This is a genomic window from Fructilactobacillus florum DSM 22689 = JCM 16035, from assembly GCF_001436645.1.
In the GTDB taxonomy this organism is placed as follows: domain Bacteria; phylum Bacillota; class Bacilli; order Lactobacillales; family Lactobacillaceae; genus Fructilactobacillus; species Fructilactobacillus florum.
Window position 1 is genome coordinate 156371 of record NZ_AYZI01000001.1, and the last position, 21889, is coordinate 178259.

The 21889-nt window shown below is 42.3% G+C and carries 23 protein-coding genes and 1 other RNA gene; 2 read left to right on the forward strand and 22 right to left on the reverse strand.

Annotated features, from left to right (window positions below; all coding sequences use genetic code 11):
- Positions 1 to 738: an antiholin-like protein LrgB gene (gene lrgB, locus FC87_RS00790; RefSeq protein WP_009166953.1), complete on the forward strand. Its 738-nt coding sequence runs from the start codon at positions 1 to 3 to the stop codon at positions 736 to 738.
- Positions 739 to 813: 75 nt separating this feature from the next.
- Here lrgB and FC87_RS00795 read toward each other — a convergent pair whose 3' ends face one another.
- The 22 genes from FC87_RS00795 to FC87_RS00895 form a co-directional block, all read right to left on the reverse strand.
- Positions 814 to 3768: an LPXTG cell wall anchor domain-containing protein gene (locus tag FC87_RS00795; protein ID WP_056961339.1), complete on the reverse strand. Its 2955-nt coding sequence runs from the start codon at positions 3766 to 3768 to the stop codon at positions 814 to 816.
- 162 nt (positions 3769 to 3930) lie between these two features.
- Positions 3931 to 5769, reverse strand: a complete 1839-nt coding sequence (locus FC87_RS00800) for an APC family permease (protein WP_009167383.1) — start codon at positions 5767 to 5769, stop codon at positions 3931 to 3933.
- 134 nt (positions 5770 to 5903) lie between these two features.
- Complete coding sequence (groL, locus tag FC87_RS00805) at positions 5904 to 7532, reverse strand: chaperonin GroEL (RefSeq protein WP_056961341.1); 1629 nt, start codon at positions 7530 to 7532, stop codon at positions 5904 to 5906.
- 42 nt (positions 7533 to 7574) lie between these two features.
- On the reverse strand, positions 7575 to 7859 hold the full coding sequence (gene groES, locus FC87_RS00810) for a co-chaperone GroES (protein ID WP_009167385.1): 285 nt from the start codon (positions 7857 to 7859) through the stop codon (positions 7575 to 7577).
- Between the two features lie 138 nt (positions 7860 to 7997).
- Entirely contained in the window at positions 7998 to 8633 is a 636-nt protein-coding gene (locus FC87_RS00815) for a redox-sensing transcriptional repressor Rex (protein WP_009167386.1), read from the reverse strand.
- A gap of 132 nt (positions 8634 to 8765) precedes the next feature.
- The gene (gene tsaD / locus FC87_RS00820; protein WP_054690050.1) at positions 8766 to 9797 is read right to left on the reverse strand and encodes a tRNA (adenosine(37)-N6)-threonylcarbamoyltransferase complex transferase subunit TsaD; all 1032 of its coding nucleotides are present in this window, start codon (positions 9795 to 9797) and stop codon (positions 8766 to 8768) included.
- Between the two features lie 16 nt (positions 9798 to 9813).
- Positions 9814 to 10410, reverse strand: coding sequence for a GNAT family N-acetyltransferase (locus tag FC87_RS00825; RefSeq protein ID WP_056961343.1), 597 nt, complete (start codon positions 10408 to 10410; stop codon positions 9814 to 9816).
- Positions 10394 to 11119 carry a tRNA (adenosine(37)-N6)-threonylcarbamoyltransferase complex dimerization subunit type 1 TsaB gene (gene tsaB / locus FC87_RS00830; protein ID WP_054689835.1) on the reverse strand — a complete coding sequence of 242 codons (726 nt, stop codon included), beginning with the start codon at positions 11117 to 11119 and terminating at the stop codon, positions 10394 to 10396. Before tsaB ends, FC87_RS00825 begins: the two co-directional genes overlap by 17 nt.
- A 9-nt stretch (positions 11120 to 11128) precedes the next feature.
- Positions 11129 to 11881, reverse strand: coding sequence for an acyl-[acyl-carrier-protein] thioesterase (locus FC87_RS00835; protein ID WP_009167390.1), 753 nt, complete (start codon positions 11879 to 11881; stop codon positions 11129 to 11131).
- Positions 11882 to 11896: 15 nt separating this feature from the next.
- Positions 11897 to 12775 (reverse strand): 16S rRNA (cytidine(1402)-2'-O)-methyltransferase, encoded by an 879-nt coding sequence (gene rsmI / locus FC87_RS00840; RefSeq protein WP_009167391.1) that lies wholly within the window; start codon positions 12773 to 12775, stop codon positions 11897 to 11899.
- A 3-nt stretch (positions 12776 to 12778) separates the two neighbouring features.
- Complete coding sequence (locus FC87_RS00845; RefSeq protein WP_009167392.1) at positions 12779 to 13093, reverse strand: DNA replication initiation control protein YabA; 315 nt, start codon at positions 13091 to 13093, stop codon at positions 12779 to 12781.
- Positions 13094 to 13113: 20 nt separating this feature from the next.
- Positions 13114 to 14127 carry a DNA polymerase III subunit delta' gene (gene holB / locus FC87_RS00850; protein WP_009167393.1) on the reverse strand — a complete coding sequence of 338 codons (1014 nt, stop codon included), beginning with the start codon at positions 14125 to 14127 and terminating at the stop codon, positions 13114 to 13116.
- 11 nt (positions 14128 to 14138) lie between these two features.
- Positions 14139 to 14465, reverse strand: coding sequence for a cyclic-di-AMP receptor (locus FC87_RS00855; protein ID WP_009167394.1), 327 nt, complete (start codon positions 14463 to 14465; stop codon positions 14139 to 14141).
- An 11-nt stretch (positions 14466 to 14476) separates the two neighbouring features.
- Positions 14477 to 15115, reverse strand: a complete 639-nt coding sequence (gene tmk, locus FC87_RS00860) for a dTMP kinase (protein ID WP_035422048.1) — start codon at positions 15113 to 15115, stop codon at positions 14477 to 14479.
- Positions 15116 to 15227: 112 nt separating this feature from the next.
- Positions 15228 to 17165 carry an ABC transporter ATP-binding protein/permease gene (locus FC87_RS00865; protein WP_056961345.1) on the reverse strand — a complete coding sequence of 646 codons (1938 nt, stop codon included), beginning with the start codon at positions 17163 to 17165 and terminating at the stop codon, positions 15228 to 15230.
- Positions 17166 to 17176: 11 nt separating this feature from the next.
- Positions 17177 to 17419, reverse strand: a complete 243-nt coding sequence (locus FC87_RS00870; protein WP_009167397.1) for a YaaL family protein — start codon at positions 17417 to 17419, stop codon at positions 17177 to 17179.
- 7 nt (positions 17420 to 17426) lie between these two features.
- Positions 17427 to 18026: a recombination mediator RecR gene (gene recR / locus FC87_RS00875; protein ID WP_009167398.1), complete on the reverse strand. Its 600-nt coding sequence runs from the start codon at positions 18024 to 18026 to the stop codon at positions 17427 to 17429.
- Between the two features lie 12 nt (positions 18027 to 18038).
- Complete coding sequence (locus FC87_RS00880) at positions 18039 to 18359, reverse strand: YbaB/EbfC family nucleoid-associated protein (RefSeq protein WP_009167399.1); 321 nt, start codon at positions 18357 to 18359, stop codon at positions 18039 to 18041.
- Positions 18360 to 18376: 17 nt separating this feature from the next.
- Positions 18377 to 20065: a DNA polymerase III subunit gamma/tau gene (gene dnaX / locus FC87_RS00885; protein WP_056961347.1), complete on the reverse strand. Its 1689-nt coding sequence runs from the start codon at positions 20063 to 20065 to the stop codon at positions 18377 to 18379.
- 118 nt (positions 20066 to 20183) lie between these two features.
- Positions 20184 to 20270, reverse strand: an RNA gene (gene ffs, locus FC87_RS06775) — signal recognition particle sRNA small type.
- Between the two features lie 41 nt (positions 20271 to 20311).
- The gene (locus FC87_RS00890; protein ID WP_009167401.1) at positions 20312 to 20776 is read right to left on the reverse strand and encodes a nucleoside deaminase; all 465 of its coding nucleotides are present in this window, start codon (positions 20774 to 20776) and stop codon (positions 20312 to 20314) included.
- Positions 20769 to 21389, reverse strand: a complete 621-nt coding sequence (locus FC87_RS00895; protein WP_035422039.1) for a class I SAM-dependent methyltransferase — start codon at positions 21387 to 21389, stop codon at positions 20769 to 20771. The genes FC87_RS00890 and FC87_RS00895 overlap by 8 nt, the downstream gene beginning before the upstream one ends.
- Positions 21390 to 21541: 152 nt before the next feature.
- On the opposite strand from FC87_RS00895, the gene nrdH reads away from it, so the two are divergent.
- The gene (nrdH, locus tag FC87_RS00900; protein ID WP_009167403.1) at positions 21542 to 21787 is read left to right on the forward strand and encodes a glutaredoxin-like protein NrdH; all 246 of its coding nucleotides are present in this window, start codon (positions 21542 to 21544) and stop codon (positions 21785 to 21787) included.
- Positions 21788 to 21889: the final 102 nt, after the last annotated feature.

Consider the following 21889-nt stretch of genomic DNA (forward strand, 5'->3'; position numbering starts at 1 on the left):
ATGCAGGTAGAATTATTAAAATTTTTGGGCACCCCAATGTTTGGAATTGCACTTTCCCTCGTAGTCTATCTAATTGGAACGTGGTTGTTCAAAAAATCACATGGGTTTTTTCTTTTTCAACCATTATTTGTCAGCATGATTTTAGGTATTTTTTTACTCTGGCTACTAGCTAAGGGCAGTAACCTCCCAATTACTTGGATTTACAAAAATTTATATAAGCCTGGTGGCGACATCATCTTTTGGTTTCTATTTCCAGCAACCATTGCTTTTGCCCTGCCACTCTATCGGCGAAACGATGTTGTCAAAAAGTATTGGCTTGAAATTCTTTTAGCACTGATTATTGGTCTCTTAATTTCACTCATAATTATGTACTACGTTTCAAAATTACTTGGACTAAATCATGCGGCAATTGCATCGATGTTACCACAAGCAGCAACAACAGCGGTTGCTATGCCGATCGCTACTGGGATCAAAGGGATTCCTGCCATCACTGCCATGGCCTGCATCTTAAATGCCGTCATTATTTATGCCGCAGCCGATTGGATTATTAAAATTTTCCACCTAAAAAATCCGATCGGGATTGGTCTTGGGCTGGGAACAGCTGGGCATACCTTAGGTTCTGCCAAGGCACTCGAGCGAGGACCTATTGAAGGTTCCATGGCTGCCATCTCCGTTGTAATTATTTCCATTGTCGTTGATGTCATCGTACCAATTTTTGCCAAGATTGTCGGTCTCTAGATTTTTTACCAAACAACAATAAAAGAGTCTCGATTAATCATCGAGACTCTTTTATTGTTGTTAATTAATTCATTTTTATGAATGTTTCCGTTTTCTAAAGCCGAGGTAAGAAGCCAGCGTGATGAATCCAGTTCCCAATAGTTGCCAGAGACTAGCCTGATTAGTTTGACCAGTCTGTGGTAAGTGCTGTTGTCCTGAAGCTGATTTTGTTGCTGTTGGAGCTACTAAGCGTTGATTTACCGGCAAACTAGAATTTATGGTCGCCGGTGTCGTGCCCACTACTGTAATCATAATCGTGAACACTTGACCATCAGCCGTTGTAATTATTACTGGATAGGTTCCTGGAACTAATGGGTTTACCTGAGAAAAGTCTGCGGTAAATCGAACCGGGTTCCCAAATTGATCGGTTACATAAATTCCCAGCTCACTAGCTGTTGGCACTCGACTTCCAACATTAATCACAGCATTATTACCATGAATAATCAGACCGTTACGATTAACATCATTCTTTTTGGGAAGCACCGTAACTATCACTGTCTTGGTTTGTCCATCTGCAGTTGTTAGGGTCACTGGGTAATTACCAGGTACCTGATTATTAACTTGCGAAGTATCTACCGTTACGTCGATCGGATTGCCAAACTTATCCGTCGCCGAAACACCTAGTTCGCTGGCCGTTGGGATGCGATCGCCGACGGTAATTGTCGCATTATTGCCGTCAATTTTCTGTTTATTTGGCAACACTGTAATCGTGATTGTCTTAGTTTGTCCGTCCGCGGTTGTTAAAGTGACTGGATAATCCCCAGGAACCTGATTATTAACTTGCGAAGTATCTACCGTTACATCAATCGGATTCCCAAATTTATCCGTTGCTGAAACACCCAGCTCACTAGCTGTCGGGATGCGATCGCCAGCGGTAATTGTCGCATTATTGCCGTCAATAGTTTGCTCATTTGGTACCACCGTAACCGTGACCGTCTTGGTTTGTCCATCCGCTGAAGTAATCGTAACCGGATAATCGCCAGGAACCTGATTGTTAACCTGCGAAGTGTCCACCGTTACATCAATCGGATTCCCATGTTTATCAGTCGCGGATGCCCCTAACTCAGCAGCCGTTGGCACCCGATCGCCAACTGCAATCTTAGCATTATTGCCGTCAATGGTTTGCTCATTTGGTACCACCGTAACTGTGACCGTCTTGGTTTGACCATCAGCTGAAGTAATCGTGACGGGGTAATCGCCAGGAACTTGGTTATTGACTTGTGAAGTATCAACGGTTACAGCAATTGGGTTGCCCTCAGGGTCAGTCGCTGCTGCTCCTAATTCTTCAGCCGTCGGTACCGCATCTCCAACCGTAATTGTTTTATTATTACCGCTAATACTACTCTGATCTTCAATATACTGGACCTGCGTATCAGTACCGGGATCATCAATTGCAACTGGATAGGGATCACCTGGTTTTAAGTACGTTTTTCCTGACGGATCGCGAGGATCTAAGGCTAAGAAACCGGGAATGTTCGGAATTTTTGGTGCTACAATTTTAGTGCGATCATTTGGATCCGTTTCATAGAGAACGTCGTCATCACCATTGTTAAATGGCTCACCGGTCGCTTTATTCACTGGGACTAGCTTGGCCAGCCGATTTACATAATAGACGATGTCATTAGACTGGGGAACGTAAATTGATCGAACGTTAATTGGACCTTCCGGGGTATCATAGTAATAATTAGTAGTATCCCCATTCTTTTGGTAGTTAGCATCAATTCGATAGGTTTGCCCCACTTTATTACCGGCATCATCATACAAATTGACATCCATGGTTCCCTTGCTGTCAACTTCGGTGTATACCAACGTATACTTTCCGCCTACAAAGGTCTTGGTCCACTTAGTCCCTGGAATCCCAAAAGAAGACACTAACCCCTGATGATTATCAGGAATACTTACAACATAATCCTGCGCCACAATTTCTTTTGGAATCCCGTCAATCAAGTAATCCTGACCAGACATCCCCGAAATATCTCGAGTTGAAACAACTTGGTTCGTATCTTTATCGATATACGTAACTTTTTGATTAATTCGTTTAGGCACGAAAAAACCAATGTTACTATACTGCGGACTAATCACGTTATCATCATAAAACCAGTCTTTGGAAAACCGACCACTCCCAGATTGACTAGCAGTAACACTGTATTCACTATACTTTGTGTAAGTAATTCCAGGATTACTCTTTGAAGTGACCGAATCCTTTTCACCAGTTAGTGTATATGAATTTAATAAATTATTTTGCGCATCAAATTCATAAATATAAACAGTTCCATCACCATTGCGATTGGTCGAAAAGACAACGTTTTCGACCGGCTGACTCGTACCATCAGTTTTTAAATAACCGAACGTATAATGATCTGAATTCGGATCCTGCCACTTTCCTGCCGGATAATCCGGATCGGTGACATTTGCATTAAAGGTTTCCCCATTTTCAGCTGCGAGGGTCATTGTCGACGGCATTACTGACTTCTCGCTGACTTGTGGTTGCTGAGAAGTTACTACCTGCGAACCCGTCGCTTCTGACTGAGTGGCACTAGCAACTGAGGCTTGTGAACTTGTAGTTTGTGAAACCGGTGCTACCTGTGCGGATTCTACCGGAGCATTTGAAACTTGTTCGCTTGGTTTGCTTGCTGACACGGACGAAGTCTCGGTACTAGTCGAGTTTCCAATTGAATCAGTCGTTTGTGAAGTGGTTGCTTCCGAGGTAGCTGCTTGGGAAGTGGTTGCTTGTGATTGAACCGACAAATTTGCTGAATCAGGTTCCGCCGCAACACTTGTGGATGCTAAACTATCATTGCTTACCGTGCTACGATCAGACTGATCTTGCTGGGTGGCAGTTGCTTGGTTTGCTTGATCGGCATGGACTTTGGCGCCCTGATTCAAAAACAGAAATCCACCAGTTACTACCATGGTAGTTATCCCGGCATAAACCCACTTACCTTTAGCTTTATACATTTTGTAATGGATTTTATCATTTTGAAAATTCATGTTTATCACCTCGAAAAAACAAGACATTCATAGTAACATTAATCTTTCTATAATTAAGGTCACTATACCATTACTACTAATAAAAAACAAGTAATCATTATTAAAAGGGGCTTGTTTAAACAGGATTACTGTTTAAACAAGCCCCTTTTAATTATCTACTTTTTAATTATCTAAATGATAGTTATACGTTGAAACAATAATGTCTTGGCGTGAATTTAAGGCCGCCCGCAACCGCAAAGCAGTTTGATTATGCAAAACATGTTGCCAGTGTCGTCTTGGAACAAACTGTGGCACCAAAACCGTTGTGGAATAGTTTTGCTCCGTATCCTTTCGTGAAATCACATCACAAAATCTCAACACCGGATCATTAATTGAGCGATAAGAAGTATGCAAGTTAACGAAACGAATGTCCGGATACTCATCCCGAAATCGTTGTTCAATTTTAACCTCATGCTCTGGATTGGAATCAAAAGAGACATGAACGGCAATTACCATGTCACCAATTGATTTGGCATAGCTAATCGCTTCACGAGTAACCTGCGTGACGTTGCCAACTAGAACGATTACCGTTGAACCATCGTAATGATGTTCTAACTGTTTACTATCCAAATTCCGAATTCGAAGCTGTGCGGCTACCAATTTATAATGATTATGAATCAAGTTAAACATGTAGAGAATCAGTGGCATAATGATCAAATAAGGCCACACGTTTACAAAATGAAGAATAAACAAGAAGACTACTAAAATTGCCGAGATGGCAGCTCCGACTAAATTAATCAGAGCTTTCCCGGGCCAAAAACCATCTCGATGATGCAACCAATGAACAATCATTCCCGATTGTGACAAAGTAAATGGAACAAAGACTCCGACCGCATACAACGGAATCAATAAATTAGTTTTCCCATTGAAGATTAAAATCAGTACAATCGCACCAATTGCTAAAGAAATGATTCCGTTGGAATAGCCCAACCGATCACCCTTATCAAGGTATGCGTGTGGAAGATATTTGTCCTTTGCCATGTTAAAAGCCAGGATTGGAAAGGCCGAAAAACCAGTGTTCGCAGCAACTGCCAAGATCAAAGCAGTTGCCATTTGCAATACATAGTAGAAAAAGCCGTGTCCAAAAACGCCCATCCCAATTTGAGATAAAACTGTATCTTTCGCACTTGGTACAATCCCCATGTAATAACTCAAAAACGTAATTCCAGCAAAGAAAAGCGCCAAAATAATTGCCATCAACGCCAACGTATTGGCAGCATTTTTTCGCTTTGGATCCTTAAAATTGGGAACCGCATTACTAATCGCTTCCACCCCAGTTAACGAAGCTGACCCCGATGAAAATGCTTTAAAAAAGAGTAGTAAACTCATTCCCTGGACAGATGAAGTAACTGGTGCAGTTGCCCGATAAGTAATATTTCCACTCAGAATGTTGTAACCACCCCAAACAATCATTACCAGGATCATTAAAATAAATAGATACACTGGAATCACTAGAAAAGAGGCTGAATCGCTCATTCCACGAAGATTTAAGACCATAATAAAGAGCACAATAAAAATGGCAATGGGAACCTGGTAAGCATACAACGACGGAATCGCCGAGGTAATTGCTTCCGTCCCAGAAGTCGTTGACACAGCAACCGTCAACATATAGTCAACTAGCAATGAACCGCCGGCTACCAATCCAGCCCCCTCACCCCAGTTCGTCCGAGCAACCACATATGCACCACCCCCAGAAGGATAGGCATAGATAATCTGTCGATAAGAAAGGGTAATGGCGGCTAACAAGATGAGCACCAGCAAAGCAACCCACATCTGATACATCAATGCTGCAGTTGAAAGCGTAATCAGCACCGCCGTAATCTGTTCAGTTCCATAGGCCACCGAAGATAGCGCATCAGATGATAATAATGCTAATCCTTTGAATTTAGTTAGTGATTGTCCCGAAACATCACTACTTTTGAGCGGTCTACCAATAATAAGTCTTTTTAAATATCGCCACATGAACCTTACTCCCATAACTTTAGCTTTAAATTGGGTTAATCCCTGTTTTCCATTGTACTATACTACGTTCATTTTGCGGCAACAAGCTTAGAAAATAAAAAAAGCCCGCCATTGCGAGCTTTTCTTAATTTAAATTACATCATTCCTGGCATTCCTTGTGGCATTTGTCCGGGAGCACCGGCATCTGCTTTTTCTTCTGGTTTGTCAGCAACTACCGCTTCCGTTGTTAATAATAATGATGAAACAGAAGCAGCATTTTGTAGTGCCGAACGACTAACCTTGGTAGGGTCAACCACTCCGGCTTTAATCATATCTTCATATTTACCAGTGGCAGCATTGTAACCAATCCCTGCTTGTTCTTTCTTCAGGTGATCAACCACGACTGCCCCATCAACACCAGCATTTTCTGCAATTTGTTTAACTGGTGCTTCCAAAGCTCGCAGCACAATGTTGATTCCAGTTTGCTCATCGCCAGTAGCATCAAGGTTTGCAACATCTGCCAAGATGTTAATGAAGGAAGTCCCACCACCAGGAACAAAGCCTTCTTCTACGGCAGCTCGAGTAGCGTTCAAAGCATCTTCGATGCGGTATTTACGTTCTTTCAATTCAGTTTCAGTAGCTGCTCCCACTTTGATGACAGCAACGCCACCAGCTAATTTAGCAACCCGTTCCTGTAATTTTTCCTTATCAAAGTCTGAGCTAGAAGCGGCAATCTGATTCTTGATTTCTGATACACGCTGTTGAACAGCATCCTGACCACCTTTGCCTTCAACGATGGTCGTGTTATCCTTCGTCACGTTAACTTTGTTAGCCTGACCAAGCTGATCAATGGTCGTGTCTTTTAGATCTAGACCCAAATCATCGCTAATTACTGTTCCGCCAGTCAAAACAGCAATATCATCTAGTTGCGCTTTGCGACGATCACCAAAACCAGGTGCTTTAACCGCAACAACGTTGAAAGTTCCCCGCATTTTATTCAAAACTAAGGTAGGCAATACTTCACCACCAATATCATCAGCAATGAGCAAAAGTGAACGACCTTGTTCAACAACTGACTGCAATAATGGCATGATGTCTTGCATATTATTGATCTTTTTGTCAGTCAATAAAATGTATGGATTATCAAGGTTTGCTTCCATTTTTTCTTGGTCGGTTACCATGTATTGTGACATGTAGCCACGATCAAATTCCATTCCCTCAACAACATCAAGACTGGTCTCAACACCTTTGGAGTCTTCAATCGTGATAACTCCATCGTTACCAACTTTTTCCATTGCATCCGCAATCAAACTACCAACTCGTTCGTTAGCAGATGAAATCGAAGCAATCTGTGCAATATCATCCTTGCTAGCAACTTGATGGCTCATTTTGTGTAATCCAGCCACAGCTGCTTCAGTTGCTTTTTCAATTCCACGACGAACGCCAACGGGGTTCGCACCGGCAGTAACGTTTTTCATACCTTCCTTAACAATTGCCTGCGTTAGCACCGTCGCTGTCGTAGTTCCGTCACCGGCAACATCGTTAGTTTTAGAAGCAACTTCGGAAACTAACTTAGCTCCCATGTTTTCGAAATGATCTGGAAGTTCAATTGCTTTTGCAATCGTTACTCCATCATTAGTAATCGTTGGATCCCCAGCTGCTTCCTCTAAAACTACGTTTCGACCCTTTGGTCCCATCGTGGTTTTAACCGTATCTGCTAACTGATCAACACCATCTAGCATCTTGCTACGTGCGTCATCAGAAAATTTAATTTCTTTAGCCATTTTAATTCACCTCATAAAAATTTATTTTGAGTCTGATTTAATCTATTTTAAAATTGCCAACAAGTCATTCTCATGCATTACCAAGTATGATTCCCCTTGATAGTCGACGTTAGTCCCTGCATACTTGTCAAACATTACCCGATCACCAGTTTTAACAACTGGTGCAACGGTCTTCCCATCATCAAGGACTTTTCCAGCTCCGACTGCAACTACTTCGCCTTCCGTCGGTTTTTCTTTGGCATTATCTGCCAAAACAATCCCACCAACTTGTTGGTTTTCTGGTTCCTGAACCTTAATAATAATTCGATCTCCAATTGGCTGTAACATGCTAATCCCTCCAACAAATTAATTTTGGCACTCAAACTATTCAAGTGCTAATTACATTTTCTAATATAGTCTGCTTTTCTTAAAATTGCAAGAACTTTGTTCAGTAAAAAAGGCGAATTGTCTCTGACAGTTCGCCTTTTATTTCTGATCGTAGTGGTCAATAAAGTAGATTAAAGTTTGGAGCTCGTTCGTTAAATCAACGTTGTGGACGCGAATTCGATCTGGAACTGACAACCGGATCGACGTGAAATTCAAAATCCCCTTCACCCCAGTTTCAGCGACTTGATTCGCCACCTCCTGTGCTACTCGCGAAGGAACTGTGAGAATTGCAACCGTAATTTGCTGATCCTGTAACTGCGTCACTAGTTGCTCAATGGGATAGATAGGAACCCCGCTCTGAACCGTATTAATCTCCTGAGAATTAATGTCAAAAGCGGCCGAAATGCGGATGTTACTATCCTGATGAAAGCTAAAGTTAAGTAGAGCATGACCCAGATTACCAACCCCGACGAGTGCAACATTGGTTAGTCGATCCTGATCGAGAATATCCTTAAAAAATGCCAGCAAGTTATCAACATCATAACCATAACCGCGCTTGCCCAAAGCCCCAAAATACGAAAAATCGCGCCGAATGGTTGCTGAGTCAACTCGAATTGCATCTGCTAATTCATTCGATGAGACCCTTGTTTTCCCACCATCATGCAAAATATTAAGGTAGCGATAGTACAATGGTAACCGCTTGGCTGTTGCACGCGGAATCTTTGTTTCTGTCATTTAATTTCCTCCACCTGACTATTATCGAAAGCCTGATAAGAATTATTTTAACATAAAACAATTCTTTGTGAAAATATTTTCAAAAAATTACTGCCGTTCTGAACCTCCGTAAGAAAAACACTAGCCGCTGGACTAGTGTTTTTTTAATTGGATTCGTTCAAATTCTAAGCTAGGATTAGCATTTAAGTCTAGATCAGCTCGCACCTGATGCTTTTCTAACATCCAACCAGCGGCACCAATCATGGCAGCATTATCACCACAAAACTGTGCTGGCGCCATTACCAATCGGACTTGGTTGGCTACCGCGCTAGCGAGACGTTGACGTAATTCGTGATTAGCCGCAACTCCCCCAGCCAGGATCAACTGCTGTGCTGGATATTCATGGAGTGCGCGGACAGTTTTATCAACCAAGACATCCACTGCAGCTGCTTGGAAACTAGCTGCCAAATCGACTTGAGAAAGCTGTTCGTGTACCTGTTCTGCATGATGAACTCGGTTAATAAAGGAGCTTTTCAGCCCACTAAAGCTAAAATCATAGCCAGCTTCATCCTGCATTGCTCTCGGAAAAGCAAAAGTATCATGACCTTGCTGTGCCAGTTGATCGACTTGGGGTCCGGCTGGATAAGCCAACCCCATCGTCCGACCAACCTTGTCATAGGTCTCGCCAACTGCATCGTCTCTGGTTTCACCAATGATTTCAAACTGGTTCTCGGTTGGCATCCATACTAATTCCGTATGCCCACCAGAAACCACCAACGCCATGGCAGGAAATTTAATTGGTTGCACAAACTGAGCTGCATAAATATGCCCAGCAATGTGATTTACCGGTAAAAGTGGTAGATGGTGCGCCCAAGCCACCGTTTTAGCTGCTGTAACTCCCACCAGCAAAGATCCCACTAATCCCGGTCCGTATGTAACTGCAACCGCACTCAAATCCGCATAGTCTACCTGAGCCGTTTGCAACGCCTGCTCTAGACAAATTGTAATCTGTTCGATGTGATGTCTGCTAGCGACCTCTGGAACTACTCCACCAAATCGTTGATGGCTTTTAATCTGCGTTGCCACTTCGTTAGCAAGCACTTTTCGACCATCACGAATTACGGCCACGCTGGTTTCATCACAACTTGTTTCAAAGGCGAGAATTAAACTTGTTTTGCTCTTCATTTTCAACTCACAATCATTATCTACCAAAATTTTTAGAAGCTAAAACATTCCGTTTTTCCAAGTTCAACTGAAATTCAGTCAGCCCAGTTTCAGCCCGATCCTGTTTAGCTTCTTCCTTGGTCACAAAGCCCAAATCAGTCAAAATACCCTGAGTTTTGTCATCATCATCTGAACAACAAACTAAAACTTGTTGTAACTCCATTTCACGCGCGCGTTCAATGCAAGTGGTAATTAAAAAGTAACCTAAGCCATGGTGCTGGAACTCTGGTAAGATTGCCAACGAATCAATGATACAAAGCCGTTGGTCCCGTTTGATCACAGCATCGATAAAGCCTACCAATTCATCATGATACCGTAAGATGAAATAAAAGCGATCATGATCGTTACGTAATCCAAGTTGAAACCGTTTGCGACTCCATTTGAAACGTCCTCGGCCAGCTGCCCGACTAACCTTAACAATGTCTGGAAGATCCGTTAGCGTTCCTTTCCCTAAAAAATAATGATTCCCACAGATTTCAACCTGACGATTTTTAAAAACTAGCGCATTATCAATCTTGTTTTCCAAACGATCGTTAACGTTTTTACGATACCATTCTTTAAAGGTGCTCCACATAATTGTGCTGTTCCTCTCCTGGATGTTCTCGTTGCCAATCTGCTTCCGCCTGGGTCAATCGCAAGTATCTTGGCACAAAATGATCTACATCGGTAACCACTGCTTGTTTCTGCCCGGCTAATCCCAATTCTCCAGCTTGGGGAAGGGCTTTTGGTCCTGATACTACTACTGCCGTAGGAAAAGATTCCTTAATCTGATCCACAAAATGTAGCGTATCTTGACCGACAAACAACAAGTTATCATGGAATTTTTGTAGTTCTAAAATCCACCGCGAGAATGCCACATGTCGATCAGGGAGTACCGTTTTCAAACCAGCTGGTTCGGTTTGGTAAACTCCCGAAAATACCAAGTCATTACGCGCATCAAATAATGGAACAATCAAACGATTAGTATCACTAAAGTTCAGCGCTAAAGTGGCTAAACTAGAAATTCCAACTAATTGAATCTTAAGGGTGGTCGCTAGTACTTTCCCAATCGTAACTGCAACCCGCAGACCGGTATATGAACCCGGTCCATTAGCTACGACGACTCGATCAAGGTCGGTTGGCTGCAAGTGCGCCCGCTCTAACAACTCTGCTACTAAGGGCAAGGCAAATGCGGCATGTTTTCGTTCCGTTGTAATAGTCGTCGTTGCTAATAGCTGGTTGCCGTCCAACACCGCCGCGGTTAGCGGGCGGTTGGAGGTGTCCAGTGCCAATACTTTCATCATTATCACTTCTTATTCTAAGTTTTCCCATTTAATTTGGGCTGTCGCAGAAACTTGTTCTTGGACTAGTATTTGGTGAACCGACCAATCATAACCAGTTTCAGCAGGAAGGACTGTTGCTCGGCTGGTAACCGCGTCACCATAACGAACTTCATCAGCAAACTTAATGCTAAATCCGACCGCCCGGTGCGCTTTTAAAAATGAAAACGGTAGGGTATCGACCATCCAACCAATATAATGAGTATTACTAACATGTCCATTAAAGTCAATATCCGAAAATCGAACCGGATAATTAGTACTAATAACCTCTTCTGAAGGTAATTTTTGGATCTTTTGCATCCGCCCAATTCGATGAACTCGTTCACTGCCGTATGGCGTCACCATCTCCGGATTTATTTTTACCATCTTGCGAGTTTTTAAATCCATCGTTACCCAAAGGCTAGTAACTGAAACTAACAACTGACCATCAGTAGTACGAGCCCAAAAATTACGCCGCGCAAAATTATTGGTATATTCAGAGCCTTGGGTTGAAACTTCCAGGCGTTCATTGGCGCGTGGCAAGCGCATAATAGTGACGTCGTATTGAATTACAACCCAGGTAGCCCCCGCTTGTTGGACTCGATTAATTCCAACTGCCAAATCATTAGACTGATCCTCAGAAACTTGCACAATGGTATCAATTAAATACTGCAGATTAATATCACCATGAAGATCTGTTTCAAAATTTGCAACCTGAACCGGTTCTGAAAAAATTTTTGCTACCATAATACATTAACGCTCCTAAGTAAGCTGATGATATTCATTGTATACATCTTGTCGAACTACCTGGTTTAACTTTGCTACTTGCTTAATGGCTTCATTTGGTTTTGCTCCGTGGTTAATTAATGCTTGCACTTGTGCTCTCAAGGTCAGTTTAGCCATCGGGTTAACCGGCTGATCCGGTTCTTGATTAGAATTACCTGCAACCAAAATCACAAACTCACCCCGAATGTTAGTCGCTTCACTCCAGACCACGAGCTCACTTAAGGTTCCCCGCACGTATTCTTCGTGCCGCTTAGTAAGTTCACGTCCCAACGCTGCATCCCGATCTCCCAGAACCTGCAGAAGTTGCTTTAATGTTTGCTTAAGTCGATGGGGAGCCTCATAAAAAATCAAAGTTGCTGTAATCGACTGTAAGTGTTGTAACTCGGTTCGTTGCTCTCGGGGTTTCCGTTTTAAAAAACCATAAAACATAAACGGTTGCGCCGGCAACCCGGAAGCAATTAAACTCGTTAATCCAGCATTTGCTCCTGGCAGGCTCACCACTGGGATTTGGTGCGTTAGACATTGCTGCACCAAATCCTGCCCTGGATCACTGATTGAGGGCATTCCTGCATCACTAACTTGGGCAATCGTCTGCCCCATTTTCAATTTTTGGATTAATTCTGGAGTTCGTGTGGTTGCGTTATGCTCATGAAAACTAATTTGTTTAGTTTTAATCTCAAAATGATTTAATAGCTTTTGCGTGTTGCGGGTATCTTCTGCAGCAATTAAATCTACTAATTTTAAAATCCGTAAAGCCCGCAAGGTAATGTCTTCGAGGTTGCCAATCGGAGTGGGGACTAAATATAAAGTTCCCATCGTCATGGACTTAAAACTAGATTGCGTCTGAAGCGTCATCAGCTATCGCTCCCCGTAAATAATTTCCGTACAAAAGATACAACTTTCATTTTGTAATCGGCTTTTACCATAATACTGATTACAAATATGATAACCGTCATTATAAAGTTTCTCTAAATTTTGCTTTGATTTGGAAAGTACTTGCACACCCTGATGCTTTTTTTCATGGGCATCCAATAAATCATGCAGGTGCTGGTTTTCAATCCGAAGCTCCTCATTTTCTGCCAACATCTTCACCACCTGGTGCTGCATGGTTGCGAGATTGGCAGTCAACTGCTTGAACTCCATTATTAAATCATCAGTGTTTTCAGTCGGCAAAATTGGTCATTCCTTTCACATTACTGAAATTCCCTAAGGCTTTTAAGCGTAATTGCTTCTAAAATATTTTGAAAACTAACGTTATTTTGCTGAAAACGACTAATGGTTAAAACATTTTCAATAATAGCGATTAGTTGCTGATCAGACAAGGAGTTTGCTGCTTGCTGCATCATTTTGTAATCATCACCAAAAGCCAGCTGTTCCGAACCAGTGCCTTGATATTTAACTTGAAGGACCTCTTGAAAGAGGAAACAAATCATTTGAATTGTAACGTCTTGATCATTACGATCTCTCATCAGCGGCACCAGATTGGTTTGAACCGTTAAAAAAGCCTGCCAATCACCCTGGAGCAGCCAGCGAAACCAACGCTCTAACCCCTGCTTACTCTTTACAATCCAGTCGTCCTCTGTGAGTCGCTCAATTTGTCGAGCATCACTAGTCAAGTTTAACAGTAATTGGATTGTACTGTGAGGTAAGGGACCCTGCTTTAACTTAGTTTTTAGCTCCGCTTGATCTTGAACAGCTAATTCCACTACTTGTGTCCGTGAAATAATGGTTGGCAATAAGCGGTGGTAATTATTTGTCAACAAAAAGACCGTTACGTGCGTGGGGGGTTCTTCTAATGACTTTAATAAACTATTAGCCGCTTCCGTCGTCATGGTTTCGGCTTCAGAAATAATAAACACCTTTTGTTGTCCTTCAACCGCACTCTTAGAAAATTCGCGGCGAACCTCTCGAATCTGGTCAACTTTCAAACTGCTCCCGGTTGGTTTCACCATTAAAACATCCGGATGCTCCCCGGCTGCAATTCGCAAACATTCGTTGCATTTACCGCAAGGAACCCCAGTTGCTTGCACATTACTACAAAATAGTCGCATGGTGAGTAGCAACGCTAAATTTTTTTTACCGACGCCACTAGTTCCGCTAAACAAATAAGCATGACTTAACTCATGCTTAGCAATTACTTGTAAGAAGTGATGCTCTAACTCCGGTTGTTGCATTTCTACTGCCGTCAACACTTGAGCCGCTTTCATGGTCTCGTCTCCTAAAAATGATAAAAATTATCCATGGGCAGCACCATGACTGTTGCTCCGCCAACTTGTACTTCAACCGGGTATGACGTATCACTAATACTTCCGACTAGGTTAATCGGTGGGGTCACGTACTGTGAGCGTGCCTGACAAACTTCCTTAATGGTATCTAGGACTTCCTTAACCCGTTGATCCTCAATTCCAATTAAATACGTGATATTTTTAGCCTTCAAAAAACCACCCTTAGTTGCTAACTGCGTTGCAATGATTTTTTGGTGGTTAAGCTGATTTTGTAGCTTGGTAGAATCTTTTTCCTGAACAATTGCTACCACAAGTTTCATAAGCGTCTCCTTTACAAAAAATAGGATGCAAACTGTTGCGAAATTACCGCTAAAACTTTTTGAGTTACTACTGCAACTGGCTGCGTGGCATCAATCACAACCATTCGCTGGGGATTATTAGCGGCAATTTTATCATAGGCTGTCTGAACCCGCACATAAAAATCACGTTGTTGCTGGTCTAATTGATTTTGCTGCTTTGTTTCTCGGGTTTGAATGCGTTCCAGTGCCACCGCAACGGGTAATTTTAAGTAAAAAGTCAAGGTTGGTAGCACTCCCTCCGTCGCGAACTGATTCATTTCCAGGATATTTTCAATTCCCAGCTGCTGACCACCGCCTTGATACGCTAGTGAACTATCGAGATATCGGTCACATAAAATCAGTTGATTATTATGAAGCGCTGGTAAAATCCGCCGTGTAAGGTGTTGTCGGCGAGCTGCTGCAAAGAGGAGTGCCGTACTCCGTGGATCCAATGCGTTATTGTGATCAAAAATAAAAGAGCGAATCTGTTCGGCCAGTTGATCTCCGCCAGGTTCCCGAGTGGTGACCAGCTGCGCCCCCAATCGGGGAATTAGATCCTGAACAACCTGCTGCATTACCGTCGTTTTTCCAGAGCCATCGAGACCTTCAAATGTGATAAGCTTCCCTGTCATCTGTTTTGCCGTCCAATCATTAATCTAATCTAATTGTACTTTAAAATCGTTGTCTATTCTAGTTAAACTGTTTCCAAACAAAAAAGGCTGATTAATCTCAGCCTTTTTAAAATCATTCTGCACTTAAGCTTACCACTGGGTCAACTCGCGCAGCCTTTAATGCAGGTGCTAACGCTGCCAGTAAACAAATTACCACCGAAACAATTACTCCAAAGAGTACATTTCCAACACTAATTTGCATTAGTGAGTAGTGAATCCCAGAATTAGTGAGATGATTAATCCCCAATTCTAAGACATAGGCTAAAATCACTGCGATAAGTGATGCAAAAAATCCTAGGATGGCCGCCTCAAAAATAAAGAGGTGCCGAATATTTCGTTTAGTAAAGCCCAAAGCCCGTAAAATTCCAATTTCTTGGGTTCGTTCAGAAACACTGATATATAGAACTACAATGATCATAATGGTAGAAACTAATAATGAGATCGCAGCAATTGAAGTCAACACTCCCACTGCAATGTTAACATACGTATTCAAAGTCGATACAATGCTACCAGCTCCAGTAATTTGAAAATCAGCTTTGCCGGTACTACTGTGTAAAGCTTTTATTTTATTTTGAACCGGCTCCACATTTTTTACTCCGCCGGCAATATCAACCGACAAAAAGTTTGGACTAAAGTCCACCCCACCGGCACGATACATCGAAGCCAACGTATCATAAGAAATCACTGCTGGCGTGCCACTTAAGCTATCAGAAACGCCACTTATTGTAACTTCTTGCTGTAAAATTTTAGGTTGCGCCTGACTGCCCCCTGCATTAATGTACAGCATCAGCTTGTTTCCTTTAACAGCGTATGGATTCTTTTTGTTGATTTTTTGGGCGTCGCCCTTACTAATGAGAATTTCATTTTTACCGGGGATTTTCCCCGTCTTGATATTCTTCGTCTTGATGGTGTGATCGTAAGTTTGAATGGTTTGCAGATGGATATTCTTGTTGCCTTGGCGAAGCTGACCACCAGTGACTGCAAAATAACCCTTTGAAACACTTTTTACATGCTTAATTTTTTCTAATTTTTTCTGGTCCTGGTTGGTTAGTTTGATCTGTTTTGTCTGATCGTCCCCCGTTTTTTTAGTCACTTGAATCGTGTTAGGGTTGATTTGCGAGTAAATCTCATGGTTAATATATCCCTTTGCTCCATTACCCAGCCCCAACATGATAATCACACTAAAAATACCAATGGCTGCACCAATCATAATCAAAATATTTCGTTTCAGATTATAGCAAAAATGTTCCCAGGCCATCCTGAACATGGCGAATGAGCTAGCTACCTTAGAATGGAATGAGTTGTTTTCTTGAACAACTGGGAATGGATCTTTTAGCTGATGATCACTATCAATCACTCCATTTGCCAGATGGACAATTCGCGTCCCATAGTCGGCTACGATTTGTGAATGAGTAACCGCAATGACTAACTTGCCAGACTTAGCAATGTCATTCATCAGCTTCAAAATCTCATCAGTATTCTGGGCATCGAGTGCTCCAGTAGGTTCATCTGCGATAATGATTTCAGGATCTGCTGCTAACGCTCTCGCAATCGAAACTCGTTGCTTTTGACCTCCCGAAAGCTGGTTAGGATATTTATTTTGATGATCAGCCAGCCCAACTTGTTTTAACAAATCACGAGCCCGCTGTTCTTGTTCTTGTTTATTCATCGTAGTCATCTCAAGCGCTACGATTACATTTTCTTTAACCGTTAGATGACTAACTAAATTAAAACTTTGAAAAATGAACCCAATGGTACTCCGCCGGTACTCATCCAACTGTTGGCTAGTCTCGCGTTTGAGCGACTTTCCATTTAACAGCACATCTCCTTGATAGTTACCATCGAGACCAGCAATGATATTCATTAAAGTGGTCTTTCCCCCACCAGATTCGCCTAAGATGGAAACAAATTCTCCCTTAGAAAACTGGAGGTTGATTCCATTTAAAACTTGAAAATGTTGATTATCAACTTCATAACTTTTCTTAATATCCTTTAGTTCTAGATACGCCATTACTTGCTCCTTTAATTATCGTAGACACTGGGTTGAATCCGAGTATTTTTTAAACGTCGTTTACGTGATTGTCGGTACATAAATTCGTACTTTTGTTTGGCGAGTTCCGTCTGAGCAATAACTTGCGGATCAACATCAGCAACCGCCTGTTCTGTTTGCTGAGCTTGATCCCAGTCCTGCTTGAGCAGATTAATTGAAGTTAACAATGACTCATCATACATTTGTTTGAAGTTTTTTTGTCTAAATTTGAACATACATCACCTACATCTCGGTGCGTCCTTCCACCGCTTTATATAATGTCATTTCATCAGCATATTCAATATCACTTCCTACAGAAAGCCCCCGCGCTAGTCTGGTTACCCGTAATCCTGCTGGCTTTAATAACCGAGCTAGGTACATTGCCGTCGCATCTCCTTCGGGAGTGGCATTTGTTGCAATGATTACTTCTTTAATCGCTTCATTTTTCTGCAGTCGCTGAATTAATGAACTAATGTTCAATTCTTCTGGACCCCGACCCTCAATTGGTGACATTACTCCATGCAAGACATGATATAAACCGTGGTAATCTTTCATTTTCTCCATCGTCATCACATCTTTAGCTTGTTCGACCACAACCACCTGACTCTGATCTCGAGTCGGATCAGAACAAATTGCACAAGGGTCATGTTCAGTTAAGTTACCACAAATCGAACAAAATGTCAGTTTATCTTTTGTATCCAATAACGCTTGAGAAAAATTTTTAACAACATCGGCATCCATATCAACTGTAAAGAACGCCAGCCGGGTGGCTGTTTTTTCCCCAATTCCCGGAAGATGCATATAACTATCAATCAATTTAGCAACTGGTTCTGGGTACTGCATATAAATCACTCCCTACATTCCGGGAATGTTCATTCCCTGGGTATACTTACCCATTTTTAATTTTGTAGTTTCTGCAATCTGATTTAAGCCATCATTTACAGCACTAATAACTAAATCAGACAACATTTCAGTATCACTCGAATCAATGGCCTCTGGCTTAATTTGTAGATCTTTCAATTGGCGATCACCAGTAAAAGTTGCTGTAACCAGTTCCTTTGGTGCCTTGCCAACAAACTCTGTCTGATCAATCGTCTCCTGTTCAGAAGCTAATTTTTTTTGCATCTCTTGCGCCTGCTTCATCAATTTTCCCATGTTCATGCCATTCATTCCCATTGTGTAATTCCTCCATCTTAGTTATTTTCAATTTTAATTAATTCACTACCGAACAAATCCTTAGCCTTTGTAACAAGCGGAGTTTCTACCGTCTTTTCTGTCGTCGGAATCGCTTGCTTGGGCTGCTTTCGATCAAGATATTCTTGTCTGATCTTGGGCCATTCAGCTTGGGCCACAAATAATAACGGAACGGTCGTGCCAAACACTTGCTCTAAACCAGTTTGCAGGGCTGTTTGCAATTCTTGATCATGCCCAGCTTTTTCATACAAAAAGTCATAATCAAATGCCACGACAACCCCCTGATCACTAGCAGCTACCGGTTTAGAAACGTGCATAACTGCCCGTTGTGTTACTGATAAGGAACCTAACAGCTGCTCCCAGTGTTGCTGATAATTTGTCAACGCTTTGCGCGTTGCCGTTTGGAGGACCTGAAAAATTGCAGTAAGATCTGCCTTAAGCGGGCGTGGTTTTTCAGAAACAGTCGTCCGTGGAGCGGGCGTTGCTGTAGTTGAAGTAGCCGGTTGCTCGTCTCGTTTTTCTCTTTGCAAATCAGGTTTAAGTTGCTGCTGTAAAGTCGTCACTTGCTGTTGGAGTTGGTGCACCTCGGCTACTAAATCATTTGGTTTTGGATGTGCTAACTTAACGGTTAATAATTCTAAATACACATCCGGTTGATAGGTTGCACGCAACTGCTGTTGCACCTGCCCCATGGTCTCGATTGCCTGATAAATCAATGTTGCATCCGTCGCTTGCGCCATTGTGGGGAAGCGTTCCCCGAGCATTGCTAGTTCGTTTGCGGGAATCATCGTTTGATCCTGCTGGTACAGCAACATTTTTTGCGCATAATCAATTAGATCCTCAATAAACTGGTGGGCATCCTTCCCTTGGCTTAAAATCGTCTGCACCATCGCTAACCCAGTGGCCACCTCATGCCTAAAGACAGCCACAAAATAATTTTGCAATTCCACCCGAGCGACGCTCCCAGTGACCTGTAACGCATTCTCATACGTAACCCGATCTTGCTGATAAGCTAGCGCCTGGTCGAGCATGCTGAGCGCATCTCTAAGACCACCTTCAGCACTTTGAGCAATTACTTTAAGACCTTGGTCATCGTAAGTAATTTGTTTAGCTGCCAAAATTTTTTCCAACTGCGCTACAATTGCGGTTGCTGAAATTCGTTTAAAGGAAAAACGCTGAACCCGTGAAATGATAGTAGCAGGTAACTTATGCGGTTCCGTCGTAGCTAGAATAAAGATCACCTGTGCCGGCGGTTCTTCCAGTGTCTTTAGTAGCGCATTAAACGCTCCTGTAGAAAGCATATGAACTTCATCGATAATGTAAACCTTGTAGGCTGCCTCAGTAGGAGCATATTTTGCCTTATCACGAATATTACGGATCTCTTCAACCCCATTATTAGAAGCCGCATCAATTTCGATCACATCATTGAGTGCTCCTTGATTAATTGCTAAACAAATCGGACATTGGTTACAGGGTTCCCCATCCTGCTGTTTTGGGCAGTTAACCGCTTTGGCTAAAATTTTAGCTGTCGAGGTCTTACCAGTACCTCGAGGGCCGCTAAAGAGATAGGCGTGACTAATCTGTTTTGTAATCAATGCATTTTTCAAAGTCTTGGTAATCACCGGCTGACCGACAATCTCATCGAAACGTTGTGGTCGCCAAACCCGATATAAAGCCTGATAGCTCAAAAAGCACTCCTTTCCATCTGTAAAATCACAGATAAGTTAATCACTAGCTCCATTTTAACACGTTCATAATTTTTCTATAAAAAAATCTCTCGATCAATTTGATCGAGAGTTAGTTAACTATAACGAGAAGCACAGGACGAAACAAACTTAGTGCTGCTTCCTTCCGGACCTGACACGGTTCGTAAGTCCATCCTTGCCTCAAGGCCTTACGGCACTTAATACTATAATCCATTTCGACTAGCTTGTCTAGTCCCTAGAGCCTCGTTGGCGCTTATTTTTAAAAAATGACTGCATCAATCGACGGGCTGCTATCGTCTGAACCCCGCTGCGCACACTCACTTGATGATTTTGGCGAGGATCCGTCAAGCAGTGGTACAGACTCTTTACCGCTCCCGCTTTAGGATTCATTGCTCCATAAACTACCCGTGCCACTCGGGCATTCAGGATTGCTCCCGCACACATCAAGCAGGGCTCAATCGTGACGTACAAAGTACATTCATCCAACCGCCAACTATGAAGTTTTTGACAGGCCATGTCCAAAGCGATCAGTTCAGCATGTTGAGTTGCTAGCTGGCTATGTTCCCGTAAATTATGTCCCGTTCCAATGATTTGGTCGTGGAAAACGACCACTGCTCCAATCGGTATTTCTCCAACCTGACCAGAAAATTCTCCTAACTTTAATGCCTGCCTCATATAATAATCATCATTCATTTTTAGAACCATCCCGGCGCTCACTCACTAAAATATAATAACCCTTGGAACGCTTAACAATCCGGACATTCCCAAAGACATTTTTCAACGTTTGCTGAGCAGATGGGGCTCCTTGTTTTTTTTGCAAAACGACCGTAATCGTTCCCTGTGGCAACAAATGATCATAGGCTCCTGCAAGCATCCGTGTTACCACCGCTTTCCCAGCCCGCACTGGTGGATTCGTCACAATGGCGGCGAATTGCTCGCTAAGCGCTTGATAACCGTCGGATTGCTTCACTAAAACGTTCTCCAGTTGATTTGCCCGAGCATTTCTTGTTGCGAGACTAAGCGCTCGCTGATTGACGTCAGTTAACAAAAACTGCCGATTAGGGGCTTGCCGCGCCAAGAAAAGCCCAATTGGCCCATAACCACAACCCAAATCCAAAATTGGTCCAGCGGGGATCTGTTCTAAATTGGTATTCTCAATCAGCAGTCGGGAACCATAATCAATCGTATTTTTAGAAAACACTCCGTTGTCTGAGATGAAACTTAACGTGGTTTGCTTCAGCGTAAAATCCCAGTGCTTTTCATTGTGCGCAACCGTCGGATTAGTACTATAGTAGAAACTATTCAAAATCTCATCCCTTTCAAAAATTTTTTTGTGTTTCACACACCATATATAGCGTGTTTCTCAAATACTTGACCCCACATGTAGGGGTTCAGTAGTTGAAAGATTCACTTTTCGTAGTAAACTTTAAAACAGTAAGTAAAAAGGAGCTGATTACTATGGAAAAAGTTACTGTTTTCACAAAAGATAATTGTATTCAATGTAAACTGACAAAACGTTTTTTAAAGGAACACAATGTGACCTTTACGGAGAAAAACACCTCCACTAATCCGGAGCTAATTGGACACTTAAAAAAGCAAGGATTTCAAGCGGTTCCAGTCGTTGAAAGTCAGTTCATCGAATCATTCAGCGGATTTCAGCCGGCTAATCTCAACAAATTACTAGCCGCCCTTCAATCAGCCTAGTCCTGACTTCATTATACACGTAAATATCACTTCTAAATTTCTGAAGTTAGTAATTACTAACGCGGATTTTTTTATCTAGATTAAAATATTGAGGGGAATTCA

Bases quoted from the DNA above. Each gene is read 5' to 3' on its own strand.
- lrgB (WP_009166953.1), top strand. From the start codon at position 1: ATGCAGGTAGAATTATTAAAATTTTTGGGCACCCCAATGTTTGGAATT.
- FC87_RS00795 (WP_056961339.1), bottom strand. From the start codon at position 3,768: ATGAATTTTCAAAATGATAAAATCCATTACAAAATGTATAAAGCTAAA.
- FC87_RS00800 (WP_009167383.1), bottom strand. From the start codon at position 5,769: ATGTGGCGATATTTAAAAAGACTTATTATTGGTAGACCGCTCAAAAGT.
- groL (WP_056961341.1), bottom strand. From the start codon at position 7,532: ATGGCTAAAGAAATTAAATTTTCTGATGACGCACGTAGCAAGATGCTA.
- groES (WP_009167385.1), bottom strand. From the start codon at position 7,859: ATGTTACAGCCAATTGGAGATCGAATTATTATTAAGGTTCAGGAACCA.
- FC87_RS00815 (WP_009167386.1), bottom strand. From the start codon at position 8,633: ATGACAGAAACAAAGATTCCGCGTGCAACAGCCAAGCGGTTACCATTG.
- tsaD (WP_054690050.1), bottom strand. From the start codon at position 9,797: ATGAAGAGCAAAACAAGTTTAATTCTCGCCTTTGAAACAAGTTGTGAT.
- FC87_RS00825 (WP_056961343.1), bottom strand. From the start codon at position 10,410: ATGTGGAGCACCTTTAAAGAATGGTATCGTAAAAACGTTAACGATCGT.
- tsaB (WP_054689835.1), bottom strand. From the start codon at position 11,119: ATGATGAAAGTATTGGCACTGGACACCTCCAACCGCCCGCTAACCGCG.
- FC87_RS00835 (WP_009167390.1), bottom strand. From the start codon at position 11,881: ATGGTAGCAAAAATTTTTTCAGAACCGGTTCAGGTTGCAAATTTTGAA.
- rsmI (WP_009167391.1), bottom strand. From the start codon at position 12,775: ATGACGCTTCAGACGCAATCTAGTTTTAAGTCCATGACGATGGGAACT.
- holB (WP_009167393.1), bottom strand. From the start codon at position 14,127: ATGAAAGCGGCTCAAGTGTTGACGGCAGTAGAAATGCAACAACCGGAG.
- FC87_RS00855 (WP_009167394.1), bottom strand. From the start codon at position 14,465: ATGAAACTTGTGGTAGCAATTGTTCAGGAAAAAGATTCTACCAAGCTA.
- tmk (WP_035422048.1), bottom strand. From the start codon at position 15,115: ATGACAGGGAAGCTTATCACATTTGAAGGTCTCGATGGCTCTGGAAAA.
- FC87_RS00865 (WP_056961345.1), bottom strand. From the start codon at position 17,165: ATGGCGTATCTAGAACTAAAGGATATTAAGAAAAGTTATGAAGTTGAT.
- FC87_RS00870 (WP_009167397.1), bottom strand. From the start codon at position 17,419: ATGTTCAAATTTAGACAAAAAAACTTCAAACAAATGTATGATGAGTCA.
- recR (WP_009167398.1), bottom strand. From the start codon at position 18,026: ATGCAGTACCCAGAACCAGTTGCTAAATTGATTGATAGTTATATGCAT.
- FC87_RS00880 (WP_009167399.1), bottom strand. From the start codon at position 18,359: ATGGGAATGAATGGCATGAACATGGGAAAATTGATGAAGCAGGCGCAA.
- FC87_RS00890 (WP_009167401.1), bottom strand. From the start codon at position 20,776: ATGAATGATGATTATTATATGAGGCAGGCATTAAAGTTAGGAGAATTT.
- nrdH (WP_009167403.1), top strand. From the start codon at position 21,542: ATGGAAAAAGTTACTGTTTTCACAAAAGATAATTGTATTCAATGTAAA.